13 protein-coding genes are annotated in these 13,125 nt (G+C 69.0%); 5 read left to right on the top strand and 8 right to left on the bottom strand.

Annotated elements, in window-relative coordinates; all coding sequences use genetic code 11:
• Positions 1–31: 31 nt before the first annotated feature.
• The gene (locus MBA17_RS42170) at positions 32–880 is read right to left on the bottom strand and encodes an ABC transporter ATP-binding protein (protein WP_238503535.1); all 849 of its coding nucleotides are present in this window, start codon (positions 878–880) and stop codon (positions 32–34) included.
• Positions 873–1,805 (bottom strand): ABC transporter permease, encoded by a 933-nt coding sequence (locus tag MBA17_RS42175; protein ID WP_238503536.1) that lies wholly within the window; start codon positions 1,803–1,805, stop codon positions 873–875. The genes MBA17_RS42170 and MBA17_RS42175 overlap by 8 nt, the downstream gene beginning before the upstream one ends.
• 515 nt (positions 1,806–2,320) lie before the next feature.
• Between MBA17_RS42175 and MBA17_RS42180 the strand changes: the two genes are divergently transcribed.
• The 5 genes from MBA17_RS42180 to MBA17_RS42200 all read left to right on the top strand — a co-directional run bounded on the left by MBA17_RS42180 (position 2,321) and on the right by MBA17_RS42200 (position 8,037).
• Positions 2,321–3,958 carry a peptide ABC transporter substrate-binding protein gene (locus MBA17_RS42180; protein WP_238503537.1) on the top strand — a complete coding sequence of 546 codons (1,638 nt, stop codon included), beginning with the start codon at positions 2,321–2,323 and terminating at the stop codon, positions 3,956–3,958.
• A 122-nt stretch (positions 3,959–4,080) separates the two neighbouring features.
• Positions 4,081–5,022: an ABC transporter permease gene (locus MBA17_RS42185; protein WP_238503538.1), complete on the top strand. Its 942-nt coding sequence runs from the start codon at positions 4,081–4,083 to the stop codon at positions 5,020–5,022.
• Between the two features lie 58 nt (positions 5,023–5,080).
• A complete protein-coding gene (locus MBA17_RS42190) occupies positions 5,081–5,989 on the top strand; it encodes an ABC transporter permease (protein ID WP_238503540.1) in 909 nt (302 codons plus the stop codon).
• Between the two features lie 10 nt (positions 5,990–5,999).
• Entirely contained in the window at positions 6,000–7,037 is a 1,038-nt protein-coding gene (locus MBA17_RS42195; protein ID WP_238503542.1) for an ABC transporter ATP-binding protein, read from the top strand.
• Positions 7,021–8,037, top strand: coding sequence for an ABC transporter ATP-binding protein (locus tag MBA17_RS42200; RefSeq protein ID WP_238503544.1), 1,017 nt, complete (start codon positions 7,021–7,023; stop codon positions 8,035–8,037). The genes MBA17_RS42195 and MBA17_RS42200 overlap by 17 nt, the downstream gene beginning before the upstream one ends.
• Positions 8,038–8,152: 115 nt before the next feature.
• Here the strand turns inward: MBA17_RS42200 and MBA17_RS42205 are convergent, their stop codons facing one another.
• The 6 genes from MBA17_RS42205 to MBA17_RS42230 all read right to left on the bottom strand — a co-directional run bounded on the left by MBA17_RS42205 (position 8,153) and on the right by MBA17_RS42230 (position 13,094).
• The gene (locus tag MBA17_RS42205; RefSeq protein WP_238503545.1) at positions 8,153–8,392 is read right to left on the bottom strand and encodes a hypothetical protein; all 240 of its coding nucleotides are present in this window, start codon (positions 8,390–8,392) and stop codon (positions 8,153–8,155) included.
• 107 nt (positions 8,393–8,499) lie between these two features.
• Positions 8,500–9,681 carry a lipid-transfer protein gene (locus MBA17_RS42210; RefSeq protein WP_238503546.1) on the bottom strand — a complete coding sequence of 394 codons (1,182 nt, stop codon included), beginning with the start codon at positions 9,679–9,681 and terminating at the stop codon, positions 8,500–8,502.
• Positions 9,678–10,751, bottom strand: coding sequence for a DUF1214 domain-containing protein (locus MBA17_RS42215; RefSeq protein ID WP_238503547.1), 1,074 nt, complete (start codon positions 10,749–10,751; stop codon positions 9,678–9,680). The genes MBA17_RS42210 and MBA17_RS42215 overlap by 4 nt, the downstream gene beginning before the upstream one ends.
• Entirely contained in the window at positions 10,733–11,152 is a 420-nt protein-coding gene (locus MBA17_RS42220) for a Zn-ribbon domain-containing OB-fold protein (RefSeq protein WP_238503548.1), read from the bottom strand. The genes MBA17_RS42215 and MBA17_RS42220 overlap by 19 nt, the downstream gene beginning before the upstream one ends.
• A gap of 26 nt (positions 11,153–11,178) precedes the next feature.
• Positions 11,179–12,456 (bottom strand): S8 family peptidase, encoded by a 1,278-nt coding sequence (locus tag MBA17_RS42225; protein ID WP_238503549.1) that lies wholly within the window; start codon positions 12,454–12,456, stop codon positions 11,179–11,181.
• Entirely contained in the window at positions 12,453–13,094 is a 642-nt protein-coding gene (locus MBA17_RS42230; protein WP_238503550.1) for a hypothetical protein, read from the bottom strand. The genes MBA17_RS42225 and MBA17_RS42230 overlap by 4 nt, the downstream gene beginning before the upstream one ends.
• Between the last annotated feature and the right edge of the window lie 31 nt (positions 13,095–13,125).

The following is a 13,125-nucleotide window of genomic DNA, read 5'->3' on the forward strand; positions in this document are numbered from 1 at the left end:
GTCCTAGCCCCCGGGAGGAACCCCAAACGGATCAGGCCCGGTTGTACGCGGCGAGCACCGTCTCGGGGTCGCCGTCCATCTTGATCTTGCCCTTGTGCAGCCAGATGACCCGGTTGCAGGTCTCCTCGATCACGTCGAGGTTGTGCGCGACGAGGAAGACGGTGCCGGCCTGCTTGCGCATCAGCTTGATGCGCTCCTGGCTCTTGCGCTTGAAGTCGCGGTCGCCGGTGGCCAGGGCCTCGTCGATGAGGAGCACGTCGTGGGCCTTGGCGGAGGCGATGGCGAACCGGAGCCTGGCGCCCATCCCCGAGGAGTAGGTGGACATGGGGAACTGCACGAACTCCCCGATGCCGGAGAAGTCGACGATCTCGTCGTACTTCTCCTTGACCTCGTTCGGCTTCATGCCCATCGCGTAGCAGCCGAGCACGATGTTGCGGTCGCCCGTCAGTTCGCGCATGAGGGCCGCGTTGACGCCGAGCAGGGACGGCTGGCCGTCGGTGTAGACGGCGCCCTGGTGGGGCGGGAGGAGGCCCGCGATGGCCCGCAGGAGGGTGGACTTGCCCGAGCCGTTGCGGCCGATGACGCCGATGGCGTCGCCGTGGTGGGCGACGAAGGAGACGCCCTTGATGGCGTGCACCTCGCGCATCTGCGGGCGGCCCTGGCGGCGGATGAGACGCATCAGCGCGTTGGCGGCGTTGCCCTTCTCCGCGTCGGAGGTGGCGCCGTAGACCCGGTAGATGATGTGCAGGTCGTCGACGATGACGGTGGGCGTGCCCGGGGGCGCGGCTGTCGCCGGCTTGGGGTGGACCTTGACGTCCGGCTTGGGGACGTCGGGTTCCTCCGACTTCACGTGTGACAGCTCCTCGGTCAGCTCAGCCACGGCCGTACCTCTCTTCGGCGCGCCAGAAGTACCAGAAGCCGACGATGAGTGCGAACACTGCCCAGAATACGCAAGCCATCCATATCCATGGCCGGGGAGTGTGCCCGGAGATCAGGATGTCACGCATGAACTCGATGTAGGCGGCGGCCGGGTTGGCATAGAGGATATCCGCCACGAAGGCGGGAAGGCCGGCCTGCTCGATCTTGGGTGCGATGACGAAGAACACGCCCGAGGTGTAGAGCCAGGTGCGCATGATGAAGGGCAGCAGCTGGTTCATGTCGCGGGCGGTGGCGCCGATGCGCGCCAGCACGAGACCCGCGCCGATGTTGAAGAGCGTCTGGAGGAACAGCGCGACGGGGATCAGCAGCCACAGCCACGTGACGGGCTCGCCGGTGACCAGCACCACCGCGATCAGCACGCCCATCGAGATGGCGAGCTGCTGGAACTCCTGGATCGTGTAGGCCAGCGGGAGGGCCGCCCGTGGGAAGTGCAGCGCCCTGATCAGCGAGAGGTTTCCCGAGATGGACTTCGCGCCGCCGGAGACCGAGCGCTGGGTGTAGGTGAAGATGAAGATCCCGGTGATGAGGAACGCCGTGTAGTTCTCGATGTCGTCACGGGCCCCGAGGATCACGCCGAACATCAGGAAGTAGATCGCGGCGTTCAGCATGGGGGTCAGCACCTGCCAGAGCTGACCCAGCATCGAGCCGGAGTACTTCGACACGTTCTTGGAACTGGCGTATGTCAGCACGAAGTGCCGACGGTCCCACAACTGACGCATGTATGCGGGCAGACTGGGGCGGGCGATGGCACGACGAAGCCCATGTCGCTCGGCGAGCTTGGCCAGCGGCTCCTTCCCCTTGGGAGGGGCGCCGTTCTTCCGGCCGCCCGCCTGGGCGTCCGCGAGCGCGGATTCCGGCTGGCTCATGGCAAGGACTCTATTGGATGAGGGCGGATGGGGCGCTTGCGATGGTCGTCTGTACGGCAGGCAGCCGCACGGTGGCTTGGACGTGTTCACCGGAAGTCCGGTTCCACGACTTTCGCCCTAGATGTGCCCCCGCCGCCCCTCTGACCGCGTCAACCGTAGCCCAGGAGATGGCCCGATGTCGGCAATGGCGCTCGGGTGGCTTACCCGGGGATTTTTGATGCAGACCAACCCATCCTATGTGTACCCCAATAAGTGGTTTATGCCCAATTTGGGCATTCTTGCCTAGCACGCTGGTATGCGTGTGACGCCGGACAGACGCACGTGTGACCGAACTGCAACGCGCCAGAGACTCCCGGGTGAGAAGTAGTGAGGGATAGTCGCGATCGACTGGCAGGGCGTCAGCTGGTTTGACCATGTCAGCCAACCCGTGGGGCAACCAGACCCCGCGCAAGGCTGCTCGGGAGAACATCGCAGCTCAGAGCCAACGCCCACCTGAGAGGGAGGAATTACCCACAATGCGTGTGACCAAGGGCGCAAAGATAATCGCTGGTACCGCGCTGCTTGCCCTCGCGGTCGCCGCGTGCGGCGGCGGCGGTGGAACCAGCAGCACGCCTGACGCCACCGGCGGCGGCGACGCGGCGGTCCGGATGGAGATCGGCGAGCCGCAGAAGCTGTTCTACCCGAGCGACACGACCGAGACCGAAGGCGCTGAGGTCCTCGCCGCCCTCTTCACCCCGCTGGTGAAGTACGACGACGACAAGAAGGTCGTCAACGATCTTGCGGCATCGATCGAGTCCACCGACAACAAGGTGTGGACGGTCAAGCTCAAGCCGGGATACACCTGGCACAACGGCGAGCCGGTGATCGCGCAGAACTACGTCGACGCGTGGAACTTCGCCTCCTACCAGGACAACGCCCAGTCGGCCAGCTACTTCTTCGGCCGGATCGCCGGCTACGCCGACCTTGCCCCCGGTGAGGGCAAGACGCCGAAGGCGAAGGAGATGAGCGGTCTCAAGGCGGTCGACGACAGCACCCTTGAGGTCACCCTCACCAACCCGTTCTCGCAGTTCCCGGTGATGCTCGGTTACACCGCGTTCTACCCGCTGCCCAAGGCCGCCTTCGACGCCTCGGGCAAGGTCACCGAGGACTACGCCAGGAAGCCGATCGGCAACGGCTACTTCCAGATCGACAAGGCGTACGGCAAGGGCACCGATCAGACGATCGACCTGACCCTCTACGACAAGTATCCGGGCGAGAAGCCGAAGTTCAACAAGCTGCAGTTCAAGGTCTACACCAAGACCGAGACCGCCTACAACGACCTGCGTGCCGGCCACGTGGACATCATCGACCAGCTCGCCGCGTCGAACATCTCCAGCGCCAAGACCGAGCTCGGCGAGCGCTACATCGAGCAGCCGGACGCGGGCATCGGCTACATCGGCGTGCCGCTGAAGTACAACCCCGAGTACGAGAACGTCAAGATCCGCGAGGCCATCTCGATGGCCATCGACCGGAAGACCATCTCGGAGACGGTCTTCTCCGGCACCCGTTCGCCGGCCGACGACTTCATCAACCCCGCGATCGACGGGTACAAGCAGGGCGCCTGCGCGGTGTGCACCTACGACCCGGCCAAGGCGAAGGCCGCCTACGCCGAGGCCAACGGGCCGAAGCTGCTGGAGCTCGGCTACAACGCGGACGGCGGCCACAAGGAGTGGATCGAGGCCGTCGCCATCAACCTCCGCGCCAACCTGGGCGTCGAGGTCACGGTCAAGCCGTTCGAGAAGTTCCAGGCCATCCTCGACGAGCTCGACAAGAAGACCTACAAGGGCATGTTCCGGATGGGCTGGGCGATCGACTACCCGTCCCCGGAGAACTACCTGACCCCGATCTTCTCCACCGATGCCGCGAAGACCGGCTCCAACTACGCGGGGTACTCCAACAAGGAGTTCGACGAACTCCTGGTCAAGGGTGACACCGCCCCCACGGTGGAAGAGGGCGTGGCGCTCTACCGGCAGGCCGCGGACATCCTGATCAAGGAGCTCCCGTACATTCCGGTCTACTTCTACAAGATCAACGCCGGCTTCTCGGAACACGTCAAGGGCGTGAAGATCAATCTGCTCAACCAGGTTGAGTGGACGAGCGTCGAGAAGGTCTGAACGGATCCTGACGGGCCGGGCGCCTGACGCCCGGCCCGCGGGCCCGCTCTGGGGGCAGCTCTGATTGGCACCGCAACCCCGGGTGCCGGGTAGCTGCCCTTAGGCATGTACGGGAGGCTTTAATGGGCCGCTACATAATCAGACGCCTGATCCAGGCGATCCCAGTTCTGCTGGGCTCCACATTCCTGATCTACCTGACGGTTTTCGCGCTGCCTGGCGATCCCATCGCGTCGCTCGCCGGTGAGAAGCGGACCGACCCCACCGTCGTCGCGATCCTGCGCGAGCAGTACCACCTGAACGATCCGTTCTTCCTGCAGTACTGGTACTACATCAAGGGCGTGTTCGTCGGAGACTTCGGCACCACCTTCGCCAAGGTGGAGGTGTCCGATCTGATCGCCGGCAAGTTTCAGGTGACCATCAATCTAGCGATGACGGCACTGATTCTGGAAGCGATTATCGGCGTGGGGCTGGGCCTGTGGGCGGCGCTGCGCCGCGGTCAGGCGATCGACAGCGCGATTCTCGCGTCCACGCTGATCCTGATCTCGGTGCCGACCCTGGTAACCGGCTTCGTGCTCCAGTTGCTTCTGGGCGTGCAGCTCAAGACCAGCACCGGCTTCGACTTCTTCCCCGTCGCGGGTGTCTACGACGGCTGGCGCAGCTATCTGGTGCCGGGCTTCGTCCTGGCGGGCGTCTCGATCGCCTATCTGACCCGTCTCACCAGAACCAGTCTCGCCGAGACGCTACGCGCCGACTTCGTCCGTACGGCGGTGGCCAAGGGACTGCCCCGAAGACGCGTCGTCGGACGGCACGCACTACGCAACGCGCTCATCCCCCTGGTCACCTATCTGGGCGCCGACCTCGGCACGCTGATGGGCGGCGCGGTGATCACCGAGTCGATCTTCAACATTCCGGGGATCGGGCAGGAACTCTTCAGGTCGGTGTATGAGAGGCAGCAACCGGTCGTCGTCGGTATCGTGACGCTCCTGGTTCTGGTCTACATCCTCGCCAATCTGTTCGTCGACCTGCTCTACGCCGTGCTCGATCCGAGGATCCGATATGAGTGACATCAGACCCGCTGGGCCACCCCACCCAGAGACGGAACATGACGCCACCGGACAGGCTGTGGCAGTCGGGACCCCCGAGCCGCCGCCGGACGTGAAGCCCGCCAAGCAGGGCAAGCCCGCGAGCCTGTGGAGCGACGCGTGGTACGACCTGCGCCGCCGGCCGTTGTTCATCTTCTCCTCGGTGCTCATCCTGATCCTGCTGGTCATCGCGGTCTTTCCGCAGTGGTTCTCCTCGGTGGACCCCTTCAACGCCGCGACCTGCCAGCTCGCTCAGGCCCGTAACCCGCCGGGTTCGGCGCACTGGTTCGGCACCGACAACCTCGGTTGCGACGTCTACTCGCGGACGATCTACGGCGCGCGCAACTCGATCGTGGTCGGCATGAGCACGACGATCGTCACCGCCATCGTCGGCGGGTTGCTCGGCCTGATCGCGGGCTACCGGAGCGGTGCCACGGACACGGTGCTGTCCAGGACCACCGAGGTCTTCTTCGCGATCCCGCCGATCCTGGGCGCGCTGCTCATCCTGGCCGTCTTCCGCACCGGCAACGTGTGGACGGTCATGCTGGCGCTGGCGGTGCTGGCCTGGCCGATGACCTTCCGCATCATGCGGGCGGCGGTCATCATGGCCAAGAACCAGGACTACGTCATGGCCGCCAGAGCGCTCGGCGCCGGGCCGGGCCGGATCATGTTCCGGCACATTCTGCCCAACGCCGTCGCTCCGGTGATCGTCGTCGCCACCATCAACCTGGGCGGCTTCATCGCGGCCGAGGCCGCGTTGTCGTTCCTCGGAGTCGGCATCCAGTCGCCGGACATCTCCTGGGGTCTCATGATCGCCGATGCTCGGGACAGGTTCCTCGAGGCCTACAGCCCGCTGCTGTTCCCGGCGCTCTTCCTCAGCGTGACCGTCCTGGCGTTCATCATGCTCGGTGACGCCGTCCGCGACGCGCTCGACCCGAAGCTGCGGTAAAGGGGGATCCGTGAAGAACACTGCAACCGAGGTGGTGCCGGCCGAGGGAGGGCTTGGCAACGACCCTTTGCTTGCGGTCGACAACCTGCACGTGGAGTTCGCCACCAGAGCCGGCCTCGTCAAGGCCGTCAACGGGGTCAGCTACACGTTGAACGCCGGTGAGACGCTGGCGGTGCTCGGCGAGTCGGGCTCCGGCAAGTCGGTGACCGCTCAGGCCATCATGGGCATCCTCGACATGCCACCGGCCAGGATTCCGCTGGGCGAGGTCCGCTTCCGCGGCACCGACCTGCTGAAGCTGAAAGAGGAGGCGCGCACCCAGATCCGCGGCCAGCGCATCGCGATGATCTTCCAGGACGCGCTCTCCGCGCTGAACCCGGTCTTCACCGTGGGCTGGCAGATCGGCGAGATGTTCCGGGTGCACCGGGGAATGTCCCGGCGTGACGCGGAGACGAAGGCCGTCGAGCTGATGGACCGGGTCCGCATCCCGGCGGCCAAGCAGCGCGTCAACGACTATCCGCACCAGTTCTCCGGCGGGATGCGGCAACGCATCATGATCGCGATGTCCATCGCGCTCGACCCGGAGGTGCTGATCGCCGACGAGCCCACCACGGCGCTCGACGTGACCGTGCAGGCGCAGATCATGGAACTGCTCGCCGAGTTGCAGCGCGAGAGCAACATGGGCCTGATCCTGATCACGCACGACCTGGGCGTGGTGGCCGACGTGGCCGACAAGATCGCGGTGATGTACGGCGGGCGCATCGTGGAGAACGCGCCCGTCCACGACATCTACCGCACGCCCGGGCACCCGTACACCAAGGGGCTGCTGGAGTCGATCCCCAGGGTCGACCAGAAGGGCCAGGAGCTGTACGCGATCAAGGGCCTGCCGCCGAACCTGCTCGACATGCCGAGCGGCTGTTCCTTCCACCCGCGCTGCCCCTACCGTCAGGACAACTGCGTCACCGACGTGCCGGAGCTGTACGAGATCAACCCCACCCGTAACAGCGCCTGTCACTACTGGAGGGAGGTCCTCGATGGCACCGACGGGTGACCCGATCCTTGAGGTCCGGGACTTGGTCAAGCACTTCCCGCTGTCCCAGGGCATCGTTTTCAAGCGGCAGATCGGCGCGATCAAGGCGGTCGACGGGGTCTCCTTCGACCTGCACCGCGGTGAGACGCTCGGCGTCGTCGGCGAGTCTGGCTGCGGAAAGTCCACGCTGGCGAAGGTGCTGATGGCGCTGGAGCGGCCGACCTCCGGCTCTGTCATGATCAACGGCAAGGACATGGCCAAGGCCAGGGGCGGCGATCTCAAGCGGATGCGCCGCAACGTCCAGATGGTCATGCAGGATCCCTACACGTCGCTGAACCCCCGGATGACGGTGGGCGACATCATCGGCGAGCCGTACGAGATCCATCCCGACGTGGCACCGAAGGGTGAGCGGCGGCGCAAGGTGCAGGACCTGCTCGACGTGGTGGGGCTCAACCCCGACCACATCAACCGCTACCCGCACCAGTTCTCGGGCGGCCAGCGGCAGCGCATCGGGATCGCCCGGGGGCTGGCGCTGCAGCCGGAGATCATCATCTGTGACGAGCCGGTCTCCGCGCTCGACGTGTCGATCCAGGCACAGGTGATCAACCTGCTGGATCGGCTGCAGACCGAGTTCGACCTCGCCTACATCTTCATCGCCCACGACCTGTCGGTGGTGCGCCACATCTCCGACCGCGTCGCGGTGATGTACCTGGGCAAGATGGTGGAGCTTGGCAAGGATCTGGAGATCTACGACAAGCCCGCGCATCCCTACACCCAGGCGCTGTTGTCGGCGGTACCGGTGCCCGACCCGGAAGGGCGCGAGCAGCGGGAGCGGATCATCCTGCAGGGCGACCCGCCCTCGCCGGCCAACCCGCCGTCCGGCTGCCGGTTCCGCACCCGGTGCTGGAAGGCGGAGGAGATCTGCGCCGAGGAGGAGCCGCTGCTGCAGATCCGGCCGGGTACGGGTCACGAGAGCGCGTGCCACTTCGCGGAGACCCACGACGTGGTGCACGCCACCTGACGCACGAATGCGGAAGCCCTCCACAGATCGATCATGTGGAGGGCTTCGGCACGATGTGGCCTGAGCCGGCCGACACGCGAACGCGGAAGCCCTGATGCGGCGGGCTTCCGCGGGTCTAGCCGAGGCCGCCGAGGCCGCCGAGCGCGCCGCCCCCGAGGCCGCCGAGGGCGCCGCCGCTGAGGCCGCTGAGGGCGCCGCCGCCGAGGGCGCTGTCGCCGAGGCCGCCGAGCGCCTTCTGCAGGAGATCGTTGGCCGGGTCGGCGGGGCGCATCTGGGTGTCGGCCGACGCGACGGAGACGGTGCCGAGGGTGACGAGACCGGCGATGGCCGAGGCCACGAGAATACGACGGATCATGGTGTCTCTCCGTTGGGTGGGTACGGGGCACTGCCCGACTACAGAACGTAACGGAGAGGCTGCCAGCCGCCGGCGGGCGGAACCATCAGCCTGGCCGGTGGCCCAAGTCATACTGTGGCGATGATGGCCGAGCCATGACCGAACAGCCCCTGGTTCACGGCGAGCCCGGCGCCGGCCCCCGCCACCTGACGACCGCCCGCCGCCCCGCGCAACTGCTTGGTCAGCTCGCACACCTGGGCGATGGCCTGGGCCGGAATCGCCTCGCCGAAGGACGCCAGCCCGCCCGAGGGATTGACCGGAATCCGCCCGCCGAGCGAGGTGTCCCCGGCGCGCAGCAGCTTCTCCGCCTCGCCGGGACCGCACAGCCCGACGTCCTCGCACCAGTCGAGCTCCAGCGCCGTGGACAGGTCGTAGACCTCGGCGAACGACAGGTCCGACGGTCCGATCCCGGCCTCCTCGTAGGCGGCGTGCGCGACGGCGGCGCGGAAGGTCCGCTCGGGCGGCGGCACCGCCGCCGCCGAGTCGGTGGCGAAGTCGGGCAGTTCGAGCACGGTCCCGGGGAACGTGGGCGTCACGGTCGACACGGCCGACACGCGTACGGCGGGGCCGCCGTGCCTGCGGGCGAACGCCTCGGAGGCCAGCACCAGCGCTGCGCCGCCGTCGGAGGTCGCGCAGATGTCCATCAGCCTGAGCGGGTCGGCCACCATCGGCGAGGCGAGCACCTCGTCCACGGTCACCGTGCCGCGATAGCGGGCCATCGGGTTCAGCGACCCGGCCAGCGCGTTCTTCACCTTCACCGCGGCGAAGTCGGCCGGGGTGGCGCCGTGCAGGGCGATCCGCCGCCGGGCGTAGAGCGCGAAGTAGGCCGGGTTGGTCGCGCCGAGCAGGCGGAACCTCAGCCAGTCGGGATCGTCGTGCCGGTCTCCGCCGACCGGCTTGAAGAAGCCCTTGGGCGCGGTGTCCGCCCCGACCACCAGCGCCACGTCGCACAGCCCCGCCAGGATGCGGGTGCGCGCGATGTCGATCGCCTGGGCGCCCGACGCGCACGCCGCGTAGCAGGAGGCGACCCGCGCGCCCGTCCAGCCGAGCGCTTTGGCGAACGTGGCGCCGGCGACGAAGCCCGGATAGCCGTTCCTGATGGTGTCCGCCCCCACCAGGAACTGCACGTCGCGCCAGGCCAGGCCGGCGTCCCGGAGCGCCTCGCGGGCCGCCGCCACGCCGTACTCGGTGAACGGGCGGCCCCACTTGCCCCACGGGTGCATGCCCTGGCCGAGCACGACGACGCTCATCGCCGCACCACCTTGGCGATCGGGCGGGCGGGGGTGCGGTCCGGGAGGAACCAGCGGAACCAGATCCGGCCCCGCTCGTGTCCGGCGGTGGACACCCAGTTGGGCAGGCCGGGGTCGGCGTGGGCGATCACGATCCGCCAGGAGCCGTCGGGTTCGTACTCCAGCTGGTCGCCGTTGATCGTCACCCGTTCCCAGGCGGAGTCGTAGGTGTGCAGGAACGGGTTCCACAGGCACACGTTCCAGAAGGCGCACTCGGGCGAGCGGCCCTCCACGACCAGCGCCTCGTCCGGGGCCAGGGAGAACGAGCCCATCGCGTAGGCCGCGTCGCCGGCCGCCCAGCCGAAGGTCTCGGACGGCACCGGGTACGGCTCGCCGACGTCGTTCTCGGCGACGAGCGGCAGCACCAGCGTGGACTGCTCGCGAAGCCAGGTGAGCGCGGCGGTGAAGCCGCGGGCCAGCTCGGCGTCGCCCTTTCGCGGAGGTTCGGCCGGCGGGTCCAGGCATTCGATCCGCAAGCTCGCCCGCCGTCCGGTCGCCGGGTCGGCCAGGTAGTCACGGGTGATCGCGCAGACGGCGTCGGGTTCGAGGGTCAGCCAGTTCGCGTCGCTGTGTTCGGGGCGTTCGTCGGGCGACAGGATCAGCTCGAAGCCGCCGTCGACGGCGAAGTGCAGGGTCCGGTCGTTGGCGGCGGCCACGATCCGGTCGGCGAGACGCCCGTCGGCCGGCCCGCCGTACACGGTGAACGAGAGGTAGGCGGTGTCGCCGCGGTTGCCGGTCACCAGGTAGGTCCTGGTCGGGTCCAGGGGGGTGAAGCAGTAGTAGGCGTCGGCGTTGTCGCCGCCCCATTTGGCGTAGGGCCAGACGATGTCGGTGAGGCGCGGCCGGTACGGGTCGGCCTGTACCTGGGTGTCCAGGGCCACCCGGAGCAGGGAGAAGGCCCAGACGCGACCCTCGGCCCTGGTGCGGTCGTCGAGCGAGGGGTCGGTGCTGATCCGCCGTTCGATGCGGGCGAGCTCGAAGAGGATCTCGTGGAAGGCCGCCGAGCTGTCCATCAGGAGGCCCGCCCCCACATCCACACCAGCGGCCCGTCGGCGAGCGGCCCGCTGGTCAGCTCCAGCTCCATGCCGACCCGCAGGTCCTCGACGGCCAGTCCCGGCGTCACCTGCCCGAGCACCACCAGCGACTCCTCGGCCAGCTCCACCGCCGCCAGGACCACCGGCTCGTACGGCTCGGCCGCGACGTAGGGCGGGGGAGGCGGGTAGCAGGCGTTGGTGTAGGACCAGACCGTGCCCCGGCGGGACAGCCGGACCTCCGGCAGTTCCTCTCCCTCGCAGTCCGGATTGCGGCAGAATCGGGTCTCCGGCGGGAAGTACGTGGTGCCGCAGTCGCCGCAGCGGGTGCCCAGCAGCCAGGTGACACCGTGTTCGACGGTGAACCAGCCGGGTACCGCGAGTTCGGGGGGCGCGCTCATCCGCCCATAGTGGCACAAGCGCTTGCTCAAGGGCGATGCCGCCGGCGTGACATGACCCGGGCCGCCAGGCACCCGGCCACCACGATCAGCACGCCGACGACGACCCGCCGTGAGCCGCCGGGCCCGCCGCTCTCCGGCCCGCCGCCGAAATAGGAGGTCAGGCCGAGAGCGCGGACCCGTGGCGGCGGGCGGCGGGCGATCCGGCCCGCCTCGCTCAGGGCGAGCGCGGCGTCGGCCACGCCGTACCCGTAGGCCGGATCGTGCCCGGCGGCCGCGCGGTGTCCATGAGCCAGGTCGTGGGTGGTGGTCGCGTTCCCTTCCTGGGCCTGGTCTTCCTGGGCTGGGTCCTGTTCCCGGGCGTCGGCCGCGGGCGCGCGGCGGGTCGTTCCGTCCTCCAGGGCGAGCCTGACCTGGCGCGGGGTCAGCTCTGGATACTCCGCCCTGATCAGCGCGACGATGCCCGCCACCATGGCCGCGGCCGAACTGGTGCCGTCGCCGACCACGTAGGAGCCGGAGCCGTCGGCGCTGACGATCCGGGTGCCGGGCGCGACGACCGACACGTAGTCCTGCCGGTTGGAGAACCGCGCCACCCGCGACCGCTCGTCCACCGCGCCCACCGCGATCACACCGGGATAGGCGGCGGGGAAGTTCTTCCGGTTGGCGCCCGCGCCGTCGTTGCCGCACGACGCGACCAGCACCGCGCCGCGCTCGACGGCGTACTGCACGGCCTCCTCCTCGGCCGCCGAGCCCTCCCAGGTGCCGCTGCCGCCGCCGAGCGACATGCTGATCACGTCGGCGCCCTGCTCGGCGGCGTATCTGATGCCGCGCGCCAGAGCGTTCGTGCCATGGCTCCCGGCCGTGCCACGACGGGGGTCGTCGTTCTCCAGGGTCACCCTGACCGACAGGATCTCGGCGGCGGGCGCCACGCCCAGCACGCCGCTCGCGTGCCCCTCGCCGTGGCCCCGACCGGCGATGAGGCTGGCCATCGAGGTGCCGTGGTGGCCCCAGTGCCGGGACCTCTCCGCGCCGGTGAAGTCGGGGCCCTGCCGTACGGCGCCCGCCAGGTCGGGATGGTCCGGGTCGACGCCCGTGTCGAGGACCGCGACCAGCACGCCCTCGCCGCGGCTGTGCCGCCACGCGTCCGGTGCGCGCAGCGTCTTCAGCGGCCACTGGCCGGCCCGCGCGGTGGCGCCGATGTCGTCGGCCAGGGAGGCGCGGGAGCCCGGCAGGCTGATGAGCAGCCCGGCGGCGACCAGCAGGGGGAGCAGCCCGGCCAGCGACCGCGCCGCCGCGGTCCGGCTCATCGTGTCAGGCCCCGGTACAACGCGTCGGCCAGCTCGACCGCCAGCCGGGTCAGCCGGATGTCCGCCCGCCCGCCCGCGACGTACGGCCGGCCGTCGGCGTATCCGGCGGCCGTCAGCACCACGTAACGGTCGTGACCGGCCACGAGCGCGCCCGCGACGTACTGCCGCTCGCCGAAGCCCTCCGCCACGCCGCCGGGGAAGCCGGCCGGCCGCACCGAGGGCGGGCGGCCCTGGATCCGGTCGCCGCCGCGCAGACCGAGCAGGCGGGCGACGGAGGAGGGCGCGGTCGCGGCGGAGTCGGACAGGACCGCGATCCCGGCCGTCGCGACGAAGGTCTCCGTGCTGTCCGCGTAGGTGGCGCGCAACGTGGTGAGGCAGCCGAGCGGGGCGAGCGCCCTGGCGGCGGCCGGCTGCAGGGCCCGCTCGCAGGCGGCCTCGGGAGCCACCCCGGCCAGCCGGTAGCGGGTGCCGGCCCCGGACGGGCTGGTGCCGCGGATGGCGGCGGGGAAGATGTCGCGGGCAGGCCAGGTGTGCCAGCGCTCGCGCACGGGAGGCGCGGTGCCGCTGTGCGCCGGGAGCCAGGAGACGGCGACGCTCGCGACGGCCGCCAGCAGGACGACCGGCACCACCGTGGGCATCAGACGCGCCTTGCGGTGCCTGCGATGCGAA

Origin of the sequence: Dolomitihabitans soli (assembly GCF_022213955.1) — a bacterium.
GTDB lineage: Bacteria > Actinomycetota > Actinomycetes > Streptosporangiales > Streptosporangiaceae > Streptosporangium_A > Streptosporangium_A soli.

Bases quoted from the DNA above. Each gene is read 5' to 3' on its own strand.
- MBA17_RS42225 (WP_238503549.1), bottom strand. From the start codon at position 12,456: ATGAGCCGGACCGCGGCGGCGCGGTCGCTGGCCGGGCTGCTCCCCCTG.
- MBA17_RS42200 (WP_238503544.1), top strand. From the start codon at position 7,021: ATGGCACCGACGGGTGACCCGATCCTTGAGGTCCGGGACTTGGTCAAG.
- MBA17_RS42185 (WP_238503538.1), top strand. From the start codon at position 4,081: ATGGGCCGCTACATAATCAGACGCCTGATCCAGGCGATCCCAGTTCTG.
- MBA17_RS42210 (WP_238503546.1), bottom strand. From the start codon at position 9,681: ATGAGCGTCGTCGTGCTCGGCCAGGGCATGCACCCGTGGGGCAAGTGG.
- MBA17_RS42175 (WP_238503536.1), bottom strand. From the start codon at position 1,805: ATGAGCCAGCCGGAATCCGCGCTCGCGGACGCCCAGGCGGGCGGCCGG.
- MBA17_RS42230 (WP_238503550.1), bottom strand. From the start codon at position 13,094: ATGCCCACGGTGGTGCCGGTCGTCCTGCTGGCGGCCGTCGCGAGCGTC.
- MBA17_RS42220 (WP_238503548.1), bottom strand. From the start codon at position 11,152: ATGAGCGCGCCCCCCGAACTCGCGGTACCCGGCTGGTTCACCGTCGAA.
- MBA17_RS42180 (WP_238503537.1), top strand. From the start codon at position 2,321: ATGCGTGTGACCAAGGGCGCAAAGATAATCGCTGGTACCGCGCTGCTT.
- MBA17_RS42205 (WP_238503545.1), bottom strand. From the start codon at position 8,392: ATGATCCGTCGTATTCTCGTGGCCTCGGCCATCGCCGGTCTCGTCACC.